This is a genomic window from Streptomyces sp. NPDC002577, from assembly GCF_053594815.1.
Window position 1 is genome coordinate 76859 of sequence record NZ_JBSFWK010000020.1, and the last position, 20483, is coordinate 97341.

A 20483-nucleotide genomic window follows, 5' to 3' on the forward strand; every position below is an offset into this window, starting at 1 on the left:
TGTTCAAACAGTCGCGAAGGTTCGCGTCCGGGTGTTCAGCGGGCGAAGGTCTCGATGATCGCCTGGGTGTTCTCCGCGACGCGCTCGGGGGACAGGGTGAAGCTCGGCGAGTACAACGCCGCGTGGTCGTAGCGCTTCTCGAGGGCCGGCAGGGCGTCGCGGACCTCGTCGACGGTGCCTGCGACGGCCATCTGCTCGAGCATCGTGTCCGAGACCGCGTCGACCATCCCCTTGTGGTCGCCGGCGCGGAACGCCGCCTGGACCGCGGCGGCCTCGGCGCCGAATCCGGAGGCCTCCATCACCGGACCGTACGCCTTGGGGGCGACGTAGAACGCGATCTGGGCGGCGGCCTCACGGCGGGCGGTCGCGGTGTCATCGGCGATCGAGCAGATGACGACGCCCTTGAGCTTGACGTCCTCGGGTGAACGGCCGGTCTTCTCGGCGCCGCGGGCGATGGCGGGCCGGGCGACCTCGTCGAGGTACTGGTCGGTGATGGTGGGGTGGCAGATCAGACCGTCCGAGACCCGGCCTGCCACCTCGATCATCCGGGCGTTCACGCCTGCGGTGTAGATGGGGATCGCGGGGCGCAGCGGCGGCTGGATGTCGGCCGTGGGGGTGATGTCGAGGGAGTAGAAGCGGCCTTCGTGCTTGACCGGCCCCTCGTGCAGGCGCCACAGCCGGCGCAGCAGCGGGATGAGCTCCTCCATCCTGGTGGCCGGGCCGTCGGGGTCCTTGACTCCGTGCCAGCCCTCCATCATTCGGCGGGTGCCGGTGCCCAGCCCCAGTGTGAGCCGGCCGTCGCTCATCTCGTCGAGGAAGCGGGCGTCGTTGGCGAGCACCAGGGGGGAGCGCCCCACGGCATAGGCGATCGCAGATCCCACACCGATGCGGGTCGTGGCGGCGGCCATCGCCGCCACGGAGACGATGGCGGAGCGGTGCAGGAACTCCCCGGACCAGGCCGCGTCGAACCCGGCAGCCTCGGCGCGCCGGGTGATCTCCTGGGTCTCCTTGAGTCCGCCAGCAAGAACGGTGATGCCTCGAGTGGTCACGCCAATGCCTTTCGCCTGGGAGTCCGCTCCGCCTATCATAATGGTCAGACCTTAATAGGCAATGGCCTGGTTAACACGCCCCTTCGGAAGGTGTATGCCTCATGACTCCGCTCAAGCTAGGAATCTCGGACCAGGACGGGTTCACCACACCTGACCCCCGGACGCGGCGTCGGCTGCTCGACCGGGTCGCGGAGGCGGGGCTGGACCACGTGACCATGGGAGATCACATCAGCTTCCACGGCGGGGCCGGATTCGACGGCATGATCACAGCGAGCACCATGCTGTCCTCGCACGACCGGCTGTCGGCGATCATCGGGGTCTATCTGCTCGGGCTGCGTCACCCGATGCTGGCCGCACGGCAGTTGTCCACGCTGAGCCAGATGGCGCCAGGACGGCTCACGCTCGGTGTCGGCGTGGCCGGCGAGGACCGCCGCGAGGTCAGCAACGCGGGTGTCGACCCGAAGACCCGGGGCCGCCGCCTCGACGAGGCGCTGATGCTGGTCCGGCGGCTGCTGGCGGGCGAGGAGGTCACATACGAAGGAGAGTTCTTCCAGCTCGACGAGGCCCGTGTCCTCCCCGCTCCGGAGCCGAGGATTCCGATCGTCATCGGCGGCAAGGGCGACGTGGCTGTGCGCCGTACCGCGGAGTTCGGGGACGGCTGGCTGGGCATCTTCTGCTCCGCGCGCCGGTTCGCGGAGACGCGCGAGCGGATCCTCGAGGCGGCGGCGGGCTTCGATCGCGAGGCGCCCTCTTGGTTCGGCGTGAACGTCTGGTGCGGGCTGGACGCCGACGCCGAGCGGGCCCGGGAGATGCTGGCCGCGAAGATGGAGGGGCTCTACCAAGTGCCCTACGAGAAGTTCGAGCGCCTTGCCCCGGCCGGAACCCCTGAGCAGGTCGCCGAGTTCCTGAAGCCCTTCGTCACGTCGGGAGCCGAGCACATCACGCTGGTCCCCGTCGGCTCGTGCATCGAGGCGGAGATCGACGCGGTGGCGGAGGTGAGGGAGCACCTCGAGAAGGCCGTGGGTACGGCGTGAGGCGGGGTGTCGGTGTGGAGGTCTCCAGCACCCGCACCGTCTCCTCTTGTGTGGTCAGGGCCTGGTCAGGAGGTTGACGGCATGACACTGGAACTCGACGAGAAAGAGCTACTGACCCGGATCGCAGCCGCTGCGGCGAGCCGGTGGCCGGGGCCGGAGGTGGCGGGTCTGCGCCGGCTTCCCGGTGGCGTGTCCAGCCTCACGTACACCTCGACGCTCCATGTTCCCGGCGAACCCGCACAGCCGATCGTCGTGAAGGTGGCACCCCCCGGCCTGGCGCCGGTCCGCAACCGCGATGTGCTCCGGCAGGCCCGTGTGATGCGGGCGCTGGGCGCGGTGCCGGAGATGCGGGTCCCATCGGTGCTGTTCGAGGACGACGGCGCTCCGCCGCTGTTCGCCATGGAGCTGGTCCCCGGTGACGCCTACGAGCCGCTGCTCGACGTGGCGGCCGAGCCGCCCACCGCTGAAGTCGTCGACCGGAGAGCACGGGAGGCGGCGCGGGCGCTGGCGCGGATGCAGTCGCACAGCCCGGAGTCCCTCGGCCTGGCCGACGAGCCCGTCCTCACTGTCAAGGAGGAGCTCGACCGATGGGCGCTGCTCCTCGAAACGGTGGACGACGACATCTGCCCTGGCCATCGCGAGCTCTACGACGCGCTGGCCGACCGGATCCCGGAGCCCCTGACGCCGGTACTGGTCCACGGTGACTACCGGCTCGCGAACATGCTCTTCCTCGGTGAGGCGCTGAACGCTGTCATCGACTGGGAGATCTGGTCGGTCGGCGACCCGAGAACGGACCTGGCCTGGTTGCTGATGCACACGGACCCGGTCCACCGCTTCGAGGAGACCCGGGACGAGGCCGACCAGGCGGCAGGGCGTGGCATGCCGGCCTCACAGCAACTGCTGGAGGAGTACCTGCGGGTGCGCCCGGAGACGGTGCCCGAGCTGGACTGGTTCCTGGCCTATTGCCACTACAAAACCGCCTCCACCCTCTCCGTGTTCGTGAAGCGGAACAATCGGCGGCCGCATCCCGACCCCAAGCTGGTCACCGCCGCCGCGAGCCTGGCATCCGTGGTCCGGCGCGGTCGGGAGATCCTCGGCTCGGCGGGCCTGGGCTGACAGCGGCATAGGGGTGCTGTGCGCCTTCGGCATGGCGCGATCCAAGCTCGGCGGCCGGCGCCGAAGTCGGCCGGAGCACGGGGCACTGTAGCGGTCCACAGTGCCCCGTCGCCCGATCCCAGCGGGGCACGACGGGGCGGCCCTACGGTGACGCCAGCAACGGAAGAGAAAGGACGTGGCCATGGACTGGTCGATCCCCGGGGACGTCGTACAACTGGTCAAGGACCTCGACGCGTTCATCGACGCCGAGATCAAGCCGTTGGAGGAGGAGCACCCGCAGTTCTTCGACCACCGGCGGGAGTACCACCGCACCGACTGGGAGCGCGACGGATACCCGGCCGTCGCATGGCGGGAGGTGCTGGCGGAGATGCGCCGCCGCGCCGACGCAGCGGGCTTCTACCGCTACCCCCTTCCTGCGGCGCTCGGCGGGCGCGACGGATCCAACCTGGCGATGGCCGTCATCCGCGAGCACCTGACCACTCGCGGCCCCGGCCTGCACTTCCCGCACGCCGACGAGGCGTCCGTGGTGGCGAACCTGCCGCTGGCCCAGGTGCTGCACCAGTACGGAACCGCCGAGCAGAAGGAGCGGTATCTCGAGCGGTACGTCTCCGGCGAGATCGAGATCGCCTTCGGTCTCACCGAGCCCGGCCATGGCAGCGACGCGACCTACCTCGAGACCACGGCACGGCGTGACGGCGACGACTGGATCATCACCGGTGCCAAGCGGTTCAACAGCCTGTCGGACGCCGCCGAGGTCGATGTGGTCTTCGCGCGGACCTCCGGCCAGGACGGCAAGGCCGAAGGGATCACGGCCTTCCTGGTGCCCACCGACGCGCCCGGGTTCGAGATCCCTTACAACCACTGGACGTTGAACATGCCGAGCGACCACCCCGAGGTCCACCTCAACGGGGTGCGGGTGCCCGGCGGCGCGGTGCTCGGCGAGCTGGACCGGGGCCTGGACCTCGCCCAGCTGTTCGTCCACGAGAACCGGATACGACAGGCCGCCTCCTCACTCGGCGCGGCGCAGTTCTGCATCAACCAAAGCGTCGAGTACGCCCAGAACCGCGTCGTGTTCGACAGGCCGCTGCATGAGCACCAGGGCATCCAATGGCAGCTCGTCGAGCTGCAGACCGAGGCCGAACTGGTGCGCAACACCATCCACAAGACTGCGGCCATGATGGATGAGCAGGGGAAGACGGCGGTCTCGGACAAGGTCGCCATGGTGAACATGCGAGGGAACCAGCTCGCATGCAAGGCCGCGGACCGGGCGATCCAGATCCACGGCGGGATGGGTTACACGCGGGCGCTCCCGTTCGAGCACATCTACCGGCATCACCGTCGCTACCGGATCACCGAGGGCACCGACGAGCTGCAGATGCGCCGGATCGCGGCGAGTATGTTCGACTTCAGGTCCCGTCGGAGCTAAGGCCCCCATCGTGTGCGGTGCCGGTTTCGAAGGACTCGAACCCATGCGGCAGAAGCTCGAGCAGCAAGGCCTTGACGTCGGTGTCCTTGAGGGTTCGTGCCGGCCAGTAGGACACCGAGAAGATCATGCCGAGGCAGGCCTGCGTCATCGCGGCGACGCTCGCGCTGTCGACGCCGGGGAACTTCTGCGCGAAGAGCGACTCCCAGCGGGCGGTGTACTGCCCCCTTCTTCGGGTGAACGCCCGCTTCCAGGGGTCGACCAGTGAACGCACCTCGCGTTGGTACAGGTTGACCAGCTGCCGGTGTTCCATGGCGAACTCGATGTGGTGCTCGAGTGCGCGCCGCAGATCCCGCTCCGGGTCGTCGTACACGGGCACGGTGGCGCTGATCAACTCGTCCATGGCCTCGTTGAGGAGGGTTGCGAGGATCTCGTCCTTGCCCGAGAAGTGGCGGTACAGCGACGGCCCGCTGAGCCCCGCACGCGTGCCCAGCTCGTCGACCCCGACCCCGTGGAAGCCCTTCTCGTAGAAGGCCAGGGCTGCGGCGTCGAGTATGGCTCGGTCCCGGTCCATCGGCCGAGAGTATCTCCCGCGAACGGTCGTTACCAAGCGTTCAGCCCGGCACGGGAGCCCTGCAGAACCGTTGTCATAAAGGGTCTGACCATATTACCGTGAAAATCATATGGTTGAGCCTGAGGTCGTCTCACGCTCCCACCCCCGGTACCCGCAGCGACAGGTAGGCAGGCGAATCGCATGTCAATGGCGACGGTGCACGACCGATACGACGAGGATCAGATCAAGAGTTATTACGCCGACGGTCTGTGGTGCGACTACACCTTCTTCGACGCCCTCGAAGAGCAGGTGGCGGCACGGCCCGACAAGGTGTTCGTCACGGACTCCACGACGTCGTACACCTTCCAGGAACTGCGCGACGCCGCGGTGCGCCTCGCGGTCGGCATGGTGCGCCTGGGCATCAGCCCGGGCGACCGGGTGGCCGTCCAGGTCCCCAACTGGACCGAGTTCGCGGTGATATCCCTGGCGGTCTCCCGGATCGGAGCGGTCCTCGTGCCGATCATGCCGATCTACCGGCGCGACGAGGTCGGCTACATCGTCGAGAGCGCGGAGGTCAGGGCCGCCTTCACCGCCGGTCACTATCGGAAGTTCGACCACGCCGCGATGTTCCTGGACCTGGCCGGCAGCAGCCCGACCCTCGACACGGTGATCGTGCTGCGCGGTGAGACCCTCCCGGAGGGCGCTGTCCGGTACGGCGACGTCCTGGCCGGTGTCGAAGCCGGGCAGGCCGATGCCGAGCTTCCCCCGGCTCCCGGTCCCGACGAGCCGTTCGTCATCGTCTTCAGCTCGGGTACGACGTCACGCCCGAAGGGATGTGTGCACACCTTCAACACCATGGCCTGCGGGGCGCGGTTGCTCGGCAGGGGCTGGAACTACACCGAGAACGACGTGCAGTTCGGGCCGTCTCCGATCACCCACACCACCGGTCTGGTCACCAGCGTGATCATGCCGCTCATCCACGGCGCCGGCTCACACATCGTGGAGCAGTGGGAGCCTCGTGAGGGCCTCGCCCGCATCGCCAAGTTCCGCTGTACCGCGGCGGTGACGGCCACAACGTTCCTGCAGATGCTGCTCAACGCATACGACCCGGACGTCCACGACGCGAGCAGCATGCGGTTCTGGACCTGCGCCGGTTCGCCGATCCCCGGCACGTTCGTGCACCGGGCCAGGGCCGCGCTTCCGGACATGCGCGTGCTCAGCCTCTATGGCCGCACGGAGGGCATCACGACCACCATGTGCACGATCGACGACGACCCGGAGCGGTCGGTCACCTCCGACGGCAGGGCACTGCCGTTGCAGGAGGTGCGGATCGTGGACGAGCACGGCAACGAGGTGCCGCGCGGCCAGGAGGGCGACATCGCCTACCGCGGTGCCATGAACTCGCTGGAGTACATCAACCAGCCCGAGGAGACCGCGGCCATGTACACCGCCGACGGGTTCTCCCGCTCGGGCGACCTCGGCACCATGGACGAGGACGGCTACGTGCGGGTGACCGGCCGCCTGAAGGACATCGTGATCCGCGGCGGCCTCAACATCAGCGTCCGCCAGGTCGAGGACCTGCTCTCCGCGCACCCTGCCGTCGGCGAGGTGGCGGTGGTCGCCATGCCCGACGAGAAGCTGGGGGAGAGGGTCTGTTGCTACCTCGTCCCTGCTGCTGGTGCGGAGCCGCTGACCCTGGAAGAGATCAGGGACTACCTGCTCGGCAAGGGGCTCGCGATCCAGAAGGTCCCCGAGCGGCTCGAGGCCGTCGACGCCATGCCCACCACCGCGACCGGCAAGATCCAGAAGCACCTGCTGCGGACCGACATCGCAGAGAAGCTCAAGGCCGGCCGCTGACGGTTGGCCTCCGTGTGACAGTGGCCACCGAGGACGCGGATCCTCGGTGGCCACTGCCATGTCCGACACGGTGCGCCGCGACGCTCAGTCGACGAGGACCGCCACCACCGCGCGCCCTGAAATGAGCGCCGTGCCGTCCCTGGTCGCGGCCAACTCCAGCGTCGCCAGGGCGAGGCCGCCTCCGCGGGGCTGCTCGAGCGAGGTGACCTCTCCGGACAGTTCGAGGACATCGCCGATCGACAAGGGTGCGGTGAAGCGGACGTCGTACTCCCGCAGGTTCTCCACGCCGCACCAGTCGGTGAGCCATGCGGCGAGCAGCCCCGCCGTCATCTGCCCCATGGCGATCGGCCGGTCGAACCCGGCCGAAGCGGCGAACTGCGGGTCGTGGTGCAGCGGATTGAAGTCGCCGCCCGCGCCGGCGAAGCGCACGACGTCGGTCTGGGTGACGGGTCCGATGCTCCGTGGCGCGGGCCGGTCGCCCACATACGTCTTGGCCGGTGTTCTCATGCCTTTCCCCTCTCGATCAGCACCTCTCGCTGGGATATGGCGACCTCGCCGTGCTGATCGACGTATTCGGTCTCCAACGTGATCAGGCGCATGGTGCCTCCGCGGCGTCCTTCCCGGGTCTCGTCGGCAACCACGCGGCGGGTGCCCCGCAGTTCGTCGCCGGCGACAAGGGGTCGCCGGTAGCGCCAGTTCACGGAGCCGACCACGACGCGGCTCAGCTCCAGGCCGAGTTGCTCCACGAAGCCGCGCTGGTCCCGGTGGTGGCCGGACACCACCACATGGGTGCCGGTCGCGAGGACGTCGGGGAAGCCGCTGCGGACGGCGAGGTTCCGGTCGGTGTGCGCGGGGTCCTCGGCGAACGTCGCGCGGGTGAACTCATGGATCTTGCCCCGCTCGACGCCGAAGGCCACGCGGTCGACGACGGTGCCGATCAGATCAGTCATCGGAGGACTCCTTGTTTTTGGTCTGACCTATAGTACAGTTTGAAAAATCGACCTCCAAGGTGGTGACCATGGACCTGTCCGACGCTCCTGATGAGGCCCGCTTCCGGCACGACGTCCTGACCTGGCTCCAAAGCGGCCTCCCCGAGCTTCCCTGGCCGGAGCCGGCCGACCTGGTGGAGAAGGCACCCTTCTGGCGTCAGTGGCAGCGGATGCTCTTCGACGCCGGCTACGCCGGTCTCACCTGGCCGAAGGAGTACGGCGGCCAGGGGCTGGACGAGCGGATGCGCGCGATCTTCACCGAGGAGTGCGATCACGCCGGCGCCCCCGAGCGCCTCAACACCATCGGCGAGGACTTCGCCGGGCCGACCATCGCGCACTTCGGCACCGACGCGCAGAAGGAGCGTTACCTGCGGCCGATCCTGACCGGCGAGGAGATCTGGTGCCAGCTGTTCTCGGAGCCGGACTCCGGCTCCGACCTGGCATCGCTGCGTACCAAGGCGACCAAGGTGGACGGCGGTTGGCGGATCCAGGGGCAGAAGATCTGGACCAGCCGCGCGCAGCTGGCGGCCCACGCGATCCTGCTGGCGCGCACCGGCGGCGGTGAGCGCCACAAGGGGATCACCTACTTCCTGCTGCCCATGGACAGCGAAGGTGTCACTGTCCGGCCGCTCGCGCACATGCTCGGGGAGGCGGAGTTCAACGAGGTGTTCCTCGACGACGTCTTCGTGCCCGACGACGCGGTGGTGGGCGAGGTCGACGGCGGCTGGAAGGTCGCCATGGCGACCCTGGCCTTCGAGCGGGTCGCCATCGCCACCGGCCGGGTCAACACCACCAAGGCGATCGAGGACATCATCGCCGACGTCCGCGCCAAGAAGTCCGCCGACGGCAGCCGCCTCGGCGCCGACCCCCACGTGCGGCAGAAGGTCGCCGACCTGTGGGCACGCGCGCTGGTGCACCGCACGATCAGTCAGCGGGTGATCTCCGGAGCGGTGTCCGACGGGCCGCCCGGGCCGGTGACGTCGATCGGAAAGCTCTACTTCTGCCCCCTCGTGGAAGACCTCGCCGACTTCCGCCTGTCCCTGGAACCGCTGGGCGACCAGTTCGGTCTCGACGACGAGCACGCCGAGGCGCAGCGGTGGCTGCGGCTCGCCAACCAGTCACGGGGAACCGCGATCGCCGGCGGCTCGACCTTCATCCAGCGCAACATCGTCGCCGAGCGGATTCTCGGCATGCCGAGGAGCTGACATGGCCTACACCTGGCACCCGTCGCAGGACTATCTGGAGAACTCCAACGTCGCCCGCCTCATGCGTACGCTGGACGTGTCCACCGCGGACGAGCTGCGCGCCCGGTCGGTGGCCGACATCGGATGCTTCTGGGACGCGGTGGTCAAGGACCTCGACATCGAGTTCCGCACGCCGTACACGGACGTGGTCGATCTCAGCGGTGGCATCGAGTACCCCGACTGGTTCACCGGCGGCCGGATCAACATCATCGACGCGGCGCTGACCCGCTGGGCCCGTACGACGCCCGAGAGCCTCGCCATTGTGCACGAATCCGAGGACGGCACGGTGCGCCGGCTGACCTTCGCCGAGCTCGACGAGCAGGTGGCCCGGGCCCGTGCGGGCCTGCGCGCACGGGGCATCGGCAAGGGCGACGCGGTCGCGATCTACCTGCCGATGACTCCCGAGGCCGTCGTGGCGATGTACGCCGTGGCGAGCATCGGTGCGATGGCGGTGCCGTTGTTCTCCGGTTTCGCGCCCACCGCGATCGCCTCGCGCATCCAGGACGCGCACGCCAAGGCGGTCATCACCGCCGACGGCACCATCCGCCGCGGCAAAACCGCGAGCATGCTCCCGCAGCTGGAAGAGGCGCTGGAGTCATGCCCCGGCGTGGAGCTCGTCGTGGTCGTGAACAACCTGGGTGAGCCGCTCTCCTTGAAGGAGAGCCGGGAGATTCCCTGGCAGCAACTCCTCGACGCCGAGCCCGACCCGGAGGTCGAGGGCGTATCCGCCTCGGACGTCCTGCTGCTCGCCTACACCTCCGGTACCACCGGCAAGCCCAAGGGAGCGGTCCACACTCATGCCGGGTTCCTGCTGAAGACCGCCAGTGAGGTGGCGTACGGATTCGAGATCACGCCCGGCCGTACGTTCTGCTGGATCACCGACATGGGCTGGATCATGGGCCCGCTGTCGATCTTCGGCACGCACGCCAACGGCGGCACGCTGGCCCTGTACGAGGGTTCGCCCGACGTACCCGACACGAACCGGCTCTGGCAGCTCGTCGAGCGGCACCAGGTGTCGATGCTCGGTGTGTCCCCGACGCTGATCCGGACACTGCGGGCGGTGTCCCAGGACGTGCCGGCCGCGGACCTTTCCTCGGTGCGGGTGCTCGGGTCGACCGGCGAGCCGTGGGACCCGGAGTCCTACGAATGGCTGGCCCGCGACGTGTTCGGCAGCCGCGTCCCGGTCATCAACTTCTCCGGCGGCACAGAGGTCGGCGGCTCGTTCCTGAGTCCCTACCCGGTCGAGGACATCCACAGTTGCTCGCTCGGCGGGCCCGCGCTCGGCATGGACGTCGACGTGGTGGACGACGACGCCCAACCCCTGAGGGGCAGCGTCGGCGAGCTGGTGTGCCGCCAGCCGTGGCCGGCGATGACCCGGGGCGTCTGGAACGACGACGAGCGCTACCGCGAGGCGTACTGGTCCACCTTCTCCGGCATGTGGCGGCACGGTGACTACGCCCTGGTCGACGGGGAGGGTGGCTGGTTCATCCTCGGCCGCTCCGACGACGTGATGAACGTGGCCGGCAAGCGCGTCGCACCGGCCGAGATCGAGTCGGTGCTCGCGGCCGACCCGGCGGTCGCCGAGTCCGCGGTCGTCGGCATCCCGGACGCCAAGAAGGGGGAGGCGGTGTGGGCCTTCTACGTCCCGCGGGCCGACGCCGAGGACGACGCGACGGTGTCGACGCGGCTGGGTCAGTGCGTCGCCGAGGAGGTCGGCAAGCCGTTCGCGCCTTCTCGGGTGATCAGGGTCGATCAGCTTCCGAAGACCCGGTCGGCGAAGATCCTTCGGCGTGCGGTCCGGGCGGCGGTGCTCGGCGCGGACCCGGGTGACCTGTCGGGCGCGGAGAACCCGGAGGCGGTCGAGGCAATCCGACTGCGAGTCAAGGGACTTCGGTGAACGGTCACTTCGTGGGGGCCCGTCGGCCGCCGTGTGGTCGGCCACCTCCATGCCACGGCCGCCAGGTGTGCCGACGCCCCGGGGTCGCCTAGATCGCCTCGTACCCCTTACCCATACCTGATCTTGCGGATGTCCGCCTCGTCAGCCGGACCGACGGGGCGCCCGGGAGAGGACAAGTCATGCAGTGGAAGCTGTCCGAGGAGCAGGACGCGTACCAGAAGACGTTCCGGGGCTGGCTGGCCGACGTGGCGCCTTCCGCGACGGTACGCCGGTGGCTCGACACCGAGGACGACTCGGCCTTCGAATCGCGCTTCGTCGCCGACGGCTGGGCCGGGGTCGGCCTTCCTGAGGAGCTCGGCGGCCAGGGAGGCGGCCTGGTCGAACTCGCGCTGACCGCCGAGGAGCTTGCCGGTGCCGCGGCCCCGTCGGCCCCCTGGCTGGCCACGGTGCTGGCCGTGCCGGCCCTTTCAGGACGCATGGACCTGGTCGAGGCGGCGCTGGCCGGCGAGACGGTGGCCCTGCTGGTCCCGGCCGAGGCGGTGCCCGATGAGGCCTCGACGCTGTGGGTCGACGCCGAGGGTGCGGTCACCGGCAGGGCGCACCGGGTGCTGGCCGGTGACACCGCCACATGGTTCGTCGTACCCGTCGGCGATGGCGACGCCAGGGAGTTGAGGCTCGTCGAGGCGGCCGCCCCGGGAGTCGGCCTCGCCGCGCGACCTCTGCTGGACCGCTCCCGATCGGTCGCCGACGTGACGCTCGACCGGGTGCCGTCGGTGCGGCTGGACGTCGACGCGGTCGACGTGCTGCGGCAGGCGTCGGCCCGAGCAGCCGTCCTGGTCGCTGCCGATTCGCTGGGCGCCACCGAGCGCATGCTCGACCTCGCCGTTGAGTACAGCAAGCAGCGCCACCAGTTCGGGGTCCCGATCGGCTCGTTCCAGGCGGTCAAGCATGCGGCCGCCACCATCCTCGTCGGCGTCGAAGCGGCCCGATCGGCGGTCTACTTCGCCGCCGCGTCGGTGGAAGGCGGCGACCCGCAGGCGTTGCTGCACGCGGCAGCCGTCAAGGCTCAGGTCACCGCCGAAGGTGCCCGCGGCGCCGACAGCGCGCTCACCCTGCACGGTGCGATCGGCTACACGTGGGAGCACGACCTGCAGCTCTTCTTCAAGCGGTCGAAGCTCGACGAGAAGCTCTTCGGCGCCCCGGCGGTCTGGAACGAGCGCATCGCGGATGGACTGGCCCTCGTCTAATGGTCAGTCCTTTTGATACAGTCCTGCCAATTAGCACTCCGGAAAGGATGTGAGCACCGTGGACTTCGAGCTCACGGAGGACCAGCAGACCATCCGCAAGGCGGTCCGTGAGCTGGCCGCCAGGTTCGATGACCAGTACTGGATGGAGAAGGACGCAGCTCACGAGTTCCCCACGGAGTTCTACCAAGCGTTCGCGGACGGCGGCTGGCTCGGCATCACGACTCCGGAGGAGTACGGCGGGCACGGCTTCGGCATCACCGAGGCGTCGCTGCTGCTCGAGGAGGTCGCTGCCTCCGGCGCGGGTATGAACGGTGCCAGCTCCATGCATCTGTCGATCTTCGGGATGCACCCGGTGATCGTGCACGGTTCGGAGGAGATGAAGAAGGAGAACCTCCCCAGGATCGTCAACGGCGACCTCCACGTGTGCTTCGGTGTCACCGAGCCTGGTGCCGGGCTCGACACCACGCGGATCACCACCTTCGCCCGGCGTGACGGTTCCGACTACGTCGTCAACGGCCGCAAGGTGTGGATCTCCAAGGCGGTGGAGTCGGAGAAGATCCTGCTGCTGACCCGCACCACGAAGTTCGAGGACTCGCCGAAGAAGACCGACGGGCTGACCCTGTTCTTCACCGACCTCGACCGCGACCACGTCGACATCCGGCCGATCAGGAAGATGGGTCGGAACGCGGTCACCTCGAACGAGCTCTTCATCGACGACCTGCGCATCCCTGTCGAACACCGCGTCGGCGAAGAGGGCAAGGGCTTCAAGTACCTCCTCGACGGACTCAACCCCGAGCGGATGCTGGTCGCCGCTGAGGCCCTAGGCATTGGCCGAGCCGCACTGCGCCGAGCCGTCCAGTACGGCAACGAGCGGGAGGTCTTCGGCCGGCCCATCGGGATGAACCAGGGGCTGCAGTTCCCGCTGGCCGACTCACTGGCCCGGCTCGACGCCGCGGAGCTCGTACTGCGCAAGGCGACGTGGCTCTACGACCACGGCAAGTCGTGCGCGCGCGAGGCGAACACCGCCAAGTACCTCTGCGCGGATGCCGGTTTCCAGGCGGCCGACCGCGCGCTGCAGACCCACGGCGGCATGGGCTACTCCGAGGAGTACCACGTCGCGCGGTACTTCCGTGAGGCGCGGCTCACCCGGATCGCCCCGCTCAGCCAGGAGATGGTCCTGAACTTCCTCGGCGAGCACGTTCTCGGACTTCCCAGGAGCTACTGATGTTCTCTCTAGAAGGGCGCAGCGCCCTCGTCACCGGAGCGGGAAACGGCATCGGCGCCGCGGTCGCCAAGGCGTTCGCCAAGGCCGGGGCGGCCGTCGTCGTCACCGACCTCGACAAGGACGCCGCCGCGTCGGTGGCACAGGAGATCGTGGAGGCCGGTGGCCGGGCGGAGTCGGCCAGGGTCGACGTCCGCGACGCGGAGCAGGCCGCCCAGGCCGCCGAGCAGGCCGCCAACCTTACCGGCGGCGTGCTCCACATCCTGGTCAACAACGCCGGCGCCATCGCGCCCGCGATGTTCCCGAAGATGACGGCCGGCCAGTTCGACCTCGTCCTCGGGATCCACGTCGGCGGGACCTTCACCGTCAGCCAGGCGGCGCTTCCCTTCCTCGCCACGGACGGCACCGGCCGGATCATCAACGTCACCTCGGCCGCCGGGCTCGTCGGCACGATCGGACAGGTCAACTACGGAGCGGCCAAGGCCGGCATCGTGGGGATCACCAAGTCCCTGGCCCGGGAGCTGGCGAAGAAGCAGATCACGGTCAACGCCTTGGCCCCGCTGGCCGCGACCTCGATGACCGAGAACATCCGTAGCAACGACAAGCTCGCAGCGATGACCCTGGCGCGCGTCCCGCTGGGACGCTGGGCCTATCCGGACGAGATCGCCGGCAGCTTCGTGTTCTTCGCGTCGGACGCGGCGTCGTACATCACCGGCCAGGTGCTGCCGGTCGACGGCGGGACGGTCATCTGATGCCCACCAACCCCTTCATCGGCACCGGCCGCGAAGCGCTGGTCGTCGAAGCGCTGCGCACCCCGATGGGCAAGTCACACCCCGAACGCGGCTGGTTCCGGGACACCCACCCCAACGACATGCTCGGCGCCGTCTACACCGCGCTGCTCGAGAGCACGGGCCTGGCGCCCGAGGCGGTCGAGGACCTCGTCATCGGCTGCACGGCGCCGTTCGGTGAGCAGTCCCGCAACATCGGCCGCAATGCCTGGCTGCAGGCCGGCTACCCGCCGGAGGTCCCTGCGACGGTGCTGGACCGCCGCTGCGGTTCCGCCCAGACCGCGGTCGAGATGGCGGCCGCTCTGGTGTCGTCCGGTACCCACGACGTGGTCATCGCCGGCGGAGTCGAGCACATGGGACATGTGCCGATGAACTCCCCGGCCAAGATCTCCGAGTTGTACGGCGATCCCTGGCCGGCGGAACTGAGAGCCCGCTACGACTTCGTACCGCAAGGGGAGAGCGCCGAGCTGATCGCCGACCGCTGGAACATCTCCCGTGAGGAAATGGACCAGTTCGCTGTCCGCTCGCACAGGCTGGCCTCCGAGGCGGTCGCCGCCGGCCGTTTCGACCGGGAGATGATCCCGCTGGAACTCGCCGGCGAAAAGCGGGTCAGCGACCAGACCATCCGCTCGGAAACCTCGATGGAGACGCTGGCGGGGCTCAAGACCGTCTTCCGGGAGAACGGCCGGATCACCGCAGGCAGCTCCTCACCGATCTCCGACGGTGCGGCCGGGGTGCTGCTGGCCTCCCGCGCGGCAGCCGAGCGCCACGGGCTGCGCCCACGCGCCCGGATCCTCGACCAGACCACGGTGGGCGTCGACCCGGTCATCATGCTCACCGGTCCGATCCCCGCGACCCGGAAGCTGCTCGAGCGCAACGGCATGTCGATCGGCGACATCGACCTGATCGAGATCAACGAGGCGTTCAGCTCCGTCGTCCTGGCCTGGGAGCGGGAGCTGAGCCCGGACATGGACAAGGTCAACGTCAACGGCGGGGCGATCGCCCTGGGTCACCCCGTGGGCGCCAGCGGCTCGCGGCTGTTCGGCACGCTCATCTCCGAGATGGAGCGCCGGGACGTCGAGATCGGCCTGGTGACGATGTGCTGCGGCGGTGGCCTCGGCACCGCAACGCTCGTGCAGCGGGTCGGCTGATGCTCGACCTGACTCCGTACATCAAGGCCGGCGACGGCGTCTGGTGGGGGCAGGGCGGCGCCGAGCCCGAACCGCTGGTCAACGCCCTGCTCGACCAGGCCGACAGCATCGGCCCTGTGCGTGCCTTCTCCGGCCTCACCTGGAACGAGCGGCTCGCCGGAGACCTGCCCGAGTCCCTCACCGTCCTGTCGTACGGCGGGCTCGGCCGGCTGAGCGGGCTGAGCAAGCACGGGCAGCTCGAGGTGGTGCCCTGTCACTACTCGGCGCTGCCGAGGATGTTCGCCGAAGGCCGCCTGCCCTGCGACGTGGGCCTGTTGCAGGTCTCCCCTCCGGACGAGGACGGCATGGTCTCGCTCGGGATCGGCGTCGAGTACGTCGCCGACGCCCTGCGGCATACCAGGACACTCATCGCCGAGATCAACCACCGGATGCCGCGGACCGTCGGCACCGACCGGCTGCCGCTCAGCGCTTTCGCGGCCACGGTGGAGACCGAGCGTCCGCTGCGGGAGGCACCCTCCCGGGCTCCGGACGCCGTCGAGCGTGCCATCGCCGAGCACGTCGCCGGCCTCGTCGATGACGGCGACACCCTGCAGATGGGCGTCGGTTCGCTGCCCAACGCGGTGCTCGATGCGCTGTCCGGCCACGTCGACCTGGGTTTCCACACCGGGATGATCACCGACGGCGTCCTTTCTCTGATCGAGAAGGGCGTGGTGACCGGTGCCAGGAAGGAGATCGATCCGGGGCTGGTGGTCACGGGTGCGGCGCTGGGGAGCGCCTCGATGTACGACCGGCTGCCCGAGTTCCCCGTCGAGTTTCGGGCGGCGAGCTACACCCACGCCCCGGCGGTGCTGTCCCGGCTGCGGTCGCTGGTCTCGGTCAACTCCGCCATCGAGGTCGACCTGCTCGGCCAGGTCGGCGCGGAGCTGCGCCGGGGCGTGCACATCGGCGCGGTGGGCGGACAGGTCGACTTCAGCCGCGCGGCCTCGCTGACCGGTGCCCGGTCGGTCATCGCCCTGCGCTCGGAGTCGGCCGGCGAGTCGACGATCAAGCCGGTGCTGGACGGTGGCGTCGTCACCACCGCGCGCGTCGACGTCGACGCGGTCGTCACCGAGCACGGCGTCGCGATGCTCACCGGCTGCACCGTGGCCGAACGGGCCCGTCGCCTGATGGAGGTGGCCGCGCCCCAGCACAGAGAGAGGCTGGAGAGAAGCCTCGTGGAGCAGGAGGTGCCGAGATGACACAGGACAACCGCACTCCGGGTGAGACCCGGCGCGTACACATCCGTGAGGTCGGTCCCCGCGACGGATTCCAGAACGAACCGGAGACGATCCCGACCGCCGACAAGATCCAGCTGATCAACGCACTCGGGCGGGCCGGCTTCACACGGATCGAGGTGGCGAGCTTCGTCCGGCCCGACGTCATCCCGCAACTCAGCGACGGGATCGAGGTGCTGGAGGGCATCGATCTGCCCGACGACGTCGAGCGGATGGTGCTGATCCCCAACAGCAGGGGGCTCGACAACGCGTTGAAGGTGCGCGACCTCTTCGAGGCCGCCACCCTGTTCGTCAGCGCGTCCCAGACCCACAACAGGAAGAACATCAACCGGACCGTCGAAGAGACGATGGCCGACGTCAGGGTGATGGGCAAGCGGATCGTCGCCGAGGGCCTGAAGTTCTGCGCGGTGATCGCCACCTCGTTCGGGTGCCCCTACGAGGGCAAGGTCCCCATGGAGCGCGTACTCGGTCTCGCCGAGGAGTTCGCGGCGGCCGGTGCGACCGAGATCGGCTTCGGGGACACCACCGGGATGGCCAACCCGGCCTATGTGTCGCAGTTCTTCACCGCCGCCGTGGAGCGGCTGCCGCAGGTCGAGCTGACCGCGCACTTCCACAACACCCGCGGACAGGGCCTGGCCAACGCCTACGCCGCCCTCGAAGCCGGCTGCACCAGCTTCGAGTCGAGCTTCGGTGAACTCGGCGGCTGCCCGGTCCCGGCCGGCTCCACCGGCAACATCGCCACCGAGGACCTGGTGAGCATGTTCCACGAGATGGGCGTCGAGACCGGCCTCGACCTGGAGAAGGTCATCGGGGCCGCGCGCGAGGCGCAGGCCGTCCTCGGCCGCAAGCTGACCAGCCATTCGATCGTCGCCGGGCCCGTCCTCTGGACCCCGGCCGCCGGCTGAACCACCCACGCCAACAGGAGATATCGCAATGAGCAACCGCGTCGCACTCGTCACCGGGGGCGCCCAGGGCATCGGCAAGGGCATCGCCACCACGCTCGGGGCTCAGGGGTTCAAGGTGGCCATCGCCGACATGAACCTCGAGACAGCCACCCAGACCGCCAAGGAGATCACCGGAGCGGGCGGCACCGCCATCGCCGTCGAGGTCGACGTCACCGACACCGCTTCGGTCGAGGCGGCGGTGCGCACGGTCGAGGACGAACTCGGCCCGGTCGAGGTCGTCGTCAACAACGCCGGCTGGGACGACTTCATGCCGTTCGTCAAGACCACCGAGGAGTTCTGGGACAAGATCCTCGACGTCAACTTCAAGGGCGCGCTCCGCGTCATCAAGGCGGTCGTCCCGGGCATGATGGAGCGCGGCTTCGGCCGGGTCGTCAACATCGGTTCGGACGCGGGCCGGGTGGGCTCATCGCTGGAGGCCGTCTACTCCGGCTCCAAGGGCGGCATCATCGCCTTCACCAAGACGCTCGCCCGTGAGGTGGCCACCAAGGGCATCACCGCCAACACCGTCTGCCCCGGCCCGACGGACACTCCGGCGCTGCGCAAGTTCATCGACGGGGCCGGGCAGGACGCCGAGAAGGTGATCGGCGGCATGACCCGCGCCGTGCCGATGAAGCGGCTCGGCACCCCCGAGGACATCGGGCCCGCCGTCGCCTTCTTCGCCTCCGACGCGGCCGGCTTCATCACCGGCCAGACCCTGTCGGTCAGCGGCGGACTCACCATGGCCTGAGCCTCGGCGGTGCGGTGTCGCAGGGTGCCGGACCCTCGGGAGGGTCCGGCACGCGCCACGTGAGCGGGTAGTGCGTGTGTATGGCCGCTCGGTCCCACCCACCAGCACCCCCTCGACGGCGACCCACTCGATTGATATGGTCAGACCATAGATATGAAATAGAAGAGGTGAGCAACCAATGGTCGAACGGAACGAGCCTCACGACGTCGTCACCTGGAAGCGGGAGGCGCCGGGGATCGTCCACGTGACCATGGCGCGGCCGCCGGCCAACGCCCTCGGCCTGCCGATTCTCAACGGCATGCACGCCGCCATCGACGCGGCCGAGGCGGCCGGGGACGTCAAAGTCATGATCGTCTCGTCGGCTCTCGACGGCTTCTTCGCGGCCGGTGCCGACATCAAGCACCTCTCGAAGATCGACGCCGAGTCGTTCACGGCGTACGGCGACCAGATGCGCGCGGTCAACGACCGCCTCGCAGCGGCGCCGTTCCTCTCCATCGCCGCCGTCGACGGACTGGCTCTCGGCGGTGGCCTGGAGCTGGCCATGGCGTGCACCATGCGGGTCTCCGGCCCCCGGGCCAGGTACGGCCTGCCGGAAGTGAAGATCGGCCTCATCCCGGGCGCCGGCGGCACGCAGCGCCTCCCGCGGCTGGTCGGCCGCGGTCGCGCGCTCGACATCATGCTCACCGCCCGGCAGGTGCCGGCGTCCGAGGCGCTCGCCATCGGCCTCGTGGACCGGCTCGCCGAGGGCGATGTCGTCAAGGAGGCACTGTCGCTCGCCGAGGAGCTGGTCGCCGCTTCGCTGCCGGCGCAGCTCGCCGTCGTCCGCACCGTCGACGCGGCCTTCGACCTGCCGATCGAGGAGGGCTTCGCCTACGAAGTGGCCCAGGAGCAGGCCCTGTTCGAGGACGGCGAGGCCGCCGAGGGCATCACCGCTTTCATCGAGAAGCGCCGCCCGGACTTCGCCTGACCCCGGAGACATCACCCCGACGGACTGACCACACCGCGCGCATGCCCCGCGGCCTGAACGAGACGGACGGCTGAATCCAGTGACGACGACCGAGAACTCCAGACGGCGGCAGGCCCTGCTCGTCGTGGACAGTGGACCCGAGCGCTCGTTCAAGGTCGCGCGGGTGGCGTCCGAAGGGGGAGTCGTCTCGAGCTCCATGCCGACGGGCTCGTGGCTGATCGGTCCGGCGGGCCGGTCGGTATACGGAGCGCTGGGTGTGCTGGTCGACGATGCGCTGGGCTATGCCATCATGCTCGACCGTCCGGTGGATCACTGGTCGGTGAGCTCCGAGATATCGATCGACGTCTGCGGACCTCTTCCGACCGACGGGTCCCTGCTCTCCGCCGAGGCGCGCATCCTCCACTCCGACTCCCGGGGAGGGATCTCCTCCGGCTCGGTCGTCGACGCCAGGGGCAGGCTCGTCGCCGCGTGCCGCCAGCACGGCCGGTGGGTGCAGGACCTGCCCGCTGCGTCGCCGGTGGACGAGAGTGCCGCAGCCCCGGGCATGGACGACGGTGGCATGCGGCAGAGCGCGGAAGACCTCCTGGAACTGCTCGGCACGCAGGTGAAGACCACCGACAACGGCGCAGAGCTGGACCTCCTCGCGGCGGAGGAACTGGTCAACCCGCTCCACAACCTGCACGGGGGAATCGCGCTGTGCGCCTCGGACATCGTGGCGCACGCCGCGCTCGAGGCTGCCGGGCGGCCGTCCGACACGGCGTCCCTCCACATCGCCTATACGCGTCCCATACCTCTGGGCACCACGGTGCGGTTCGAGGCCTCCGTGGCGCACTCCGGGCGCAGTTTCGCGGTGGTGAGCGTGACGGCCACGAACGAGGCCGGCAAGCCGTGCACGATCGCCACGGTCACGGCCGCCGCGCGTACATGACCCCGGGGGCCGGGCCCGCCCGCTCCCGGGACCAGCACATCCCGCCCATTCG

The 20483-nt window shown here is 69.2% G+C and carries 19 protein-coding genes; 15 read left to right on the forward strand and 4 right to left on the reverse strand.

Annotated features, from left to right (window positions below; genetic code table 11):
- Positions 1-35 precede the first annotated feature (35 nt).
- On the reverse strand, positions 36-1049 hold the full coding sequence (locus ACWD4J_RS24275) for an LLM class flavin-dependent oxidoreductase (RefSeq protein WP_451397524.1): 1014 nt from the start codon (positions 1047-1049) through the stop codon (positions 36-38).
- A 101-nt stretch (positions 1050-1150) separates the two neighbouring features.
- Here ACWD4J_RS24275 and ACWD4J_RS24280 point away from each other — a divergent pair, with 101 nt between their 5' ends.
- The 3 genes from ACWD4J_RS24280 (at position 1151) to ACWD4J_RS24290 (ending at position 4625) form a co-directional block, all read left to right on the forward strand.
- A complete protein-coding gene (locus ACWD4J_RS24280; protein WP_451397525.1) occupies positions 1151-2083 on the forward strand; it encodes an LLM class flavin-dependent oxidoreductase in 933 nt (310 codons plus the stop codon).
- A gap of 81 nt (positions 2084-2164) precedes the next feature.
- Positions 2165-3199, forward strand: coding sequence for a phosphotransferase family protein (locus tag ACWD4J_RS24285; protein WP_451397526.1), 1035 nt, complete (start codon positions 2165-2167; stop codon positions 3197-3199).
- Positions 3200-3380: 181 nt separating this feature from the next.
- Positions 3381-4625, forward strand: a complete 1245-nt coding sequence (locus ACWD4J_RS24290; protein ID WP_451397527.1) for an acyl-CoA dehydrogenase family protein — start codon at positions 3381-3383, stop codon at positions 4623-4625.
- Here ACWD4J_RS24290 and ACWD4J_RS24295 read toward each other — a convergent pair.
- On the reverse strand, positions 4606-5196 hold the full coding sequence (locus tag ACWD4J_RS24295) for a TetR/AcrR family transcriptional regulator (RefSeq protein ID WP_451397528.1): 591 nt from the start codon (positions 5194-5196) through the stop codon (positions 4606-4608). The two genes, ACWD4J_RS24290 and ACWD4J_RS24295, sit on opposite strands and share 20 nt — an antisense overlap.
- Positions 5197-5376: 180 nt before the next feature.
- Here ACWD4J_RS24295 and ACWD4J_RS24300 point away from each other — a divergent pair, with 180 nt between their 5' ends.
- Entirely contained in the window at positions 5377-7032 is a 1656-nt protein-coding gene (locus ACWD4J_RS24300) for an AMP-binding protein (protein WP_451397529.1), read from the forward strand.
- An 84-nt stretch (positions 7033-7116) separates the two neighbouring features.
- Here the strand turns inward: ACWD4J_RS24300 and ACWD4J_RS24305 are convergent, their stop codons facing one another.
- Both ACWD4J_RS24305 and ACWD4J_RS24310 read right to left on the reverse strand, forming a co-directional pair.
- Entirely contained in the window at positions 7117-7539 is a 423-nt protein-coding gene (locus tag ACWD4J_RS24305) for a MaoC family dehydratase (RefSeq protein ID WP_451397530.1), read from the reverse strand.
- Positions 7536-7982: an FAS1-like dehydratase domain-containing protein gene (locus ACWD4J_RS24310; protein WP_451397531.1), complete on the reverse strand. Its 447-nt coding sequence runs from the start codon at positions 7980-7982 to the stop codon at positions 7536-7538. The genes ACWD4J_RS24305 and ACWD4J_RS24310 overlap by 4 nt, the downstream gene beginning before the upstream one ends.
- 68 nt (positions 7983-8050) lie before the next feature.
- Between ACWD4J_RS24310 and ACWD4J_RS24315 the strand changes: the two genes are divergently transcribed.
- The 11 genes from ACWD4J_RS24315 (at position 8051) to ACWD4J_RS24365 (ending at position 20431) form a co-directional block, all read left to right on the forward strand.
- On the forward strand, positions 8051-9226 hold the full coding sequence (locus ACWD4J_RS24315) for an acyl-CoA dehydrogenase family protein (protein ID WP_451397532.1): 1176 nt from the start codon (positions 8051-8053) through the stop codon (positions 9224-9226).
- A 1-nt stretch (position 9227) separates the two neighbouring features.
- The gene (locus ACWD4J_RS24320) at positions 9228-11162 is read left to right on the forward strand and encodes an AMP-binding protein (protein ID WP_451397533.1); all 1935 of its coding nucleotides are present in this window, start codon (positions 9228-9230) and stop codon (positions 11160-11162) included.
- 179 nt (positions 11163-11341) lie between these two features.
- The gene (locus tag ACWD4J_RS24325) at positions 11342-12409 is read left to right on the forward strand and encodes an acyl-CoA dehydrogenase family protein (RefSeq protein WP_451397534.1); all 1068 of its coding nucleotides are present in this window, start codon (positions 11342-11344) and stop codon (positions 12407-12409) included.
- A gap of 58 nt (positions 12410-12467) precedes the next feature.
- On the forward strand, positions 12468-13634 hold the full coding sequence (locus ACWD4J_RS24330; RefSeq protein ID WP_451397535.1) for an acyl-CoA dehydrogenase family protein: 1167 nt from the start codon (positions 12468-12470) through the stop codon (positions 13632-13634).
- Positions 13634-14383, forward strand: a complete 750-nt coding sequence (locus ACWD4J_RS24335) for an SDR family NAD(P)-dependent oxidoreductase (protein ID WP_451397536.1) — start codon at positions 13634-13636, stop codon at positions 14381-14383. Before ACWD4J_RS24330 ends, ACWD4J_RS24335 begins: the two co-directional genes overlap by 1 nt.
- A complete protein-coding gene (locus ACWD4J_RS24340; RefSeq protein ID WP_451397537.1) occupies positions 14383-15570 on the forward strand; it encodes a thiolase family protein in 1188 nt (395 codons plus the stop codon). The genes ACWD4J_RS24335 and ACWD4J_RS24340 overlap by 1 nt, the downstream gene beginning before the upstream one ends.
- Entirely contained in the window at positions 15570-16808 is a 1239-nt protein-coding gene (locus ACWD4J_RS24345; protein WP_451397538.1) for an acetyl-CoA hydrolase/transferase family protein, read from the forward strand. The genes ACWD4J_RS24340 and ACWD4J_RS24345 overlap by 1 nt, the downstream gene beginning before the upstream one ends.
- Complete coding sequence (locus ACWD4J_RS24350; RefSeq protein WP_451397539.1) at positions 16805-17749, forward strand: hydroxymethylglutaryl-CoA lyase; 945 nt, start codon at positions 16805-16807, stop codon at positions 17747-17749. Before ACWD4J_RS24345 ends, ACWD4J_RS24350 begins: the two co-directional genes overlap by 4 nt.
- Positions 17750-17777: 28 nt before the next feature.
- Complete coding sequence (locus ACWD4J_RS24355) at positions 17778-18536, forward strand: SDR family NAD(P)-dependent oxidoreductase (RefSeq protein ID WP_451397540.1); 759 nt, start codon at positions 17778-17780, stop codon at positions 18534-18536.
- Positions 18537-18714: 178 nt separating this feature from the next.
- Complete coding sequence (locus tag ACWD4J_RS24360; protein WP_451397541.1) at positions 18715-19503, forward strand: enoyl-CoA hydratase/isomerase family protein; 789 nt, start codon at positions 18715-18717, stop codon at positions 19501-19503.
- 79 nt (positions 19504-19582) lie between these two features.
- Complete coding sequence (locus tag ACWD4J_RS24365; protein ID WP_451397542.1) at positions 19583-20431, forward strand: PaaI family thioesterase; 849 nt, start codon at positions 19583-19585, stop codon at positions 20429-20431.
- The last annotated feature ends 52 nt before the right edge of the window (positions 20432-20483 follow it).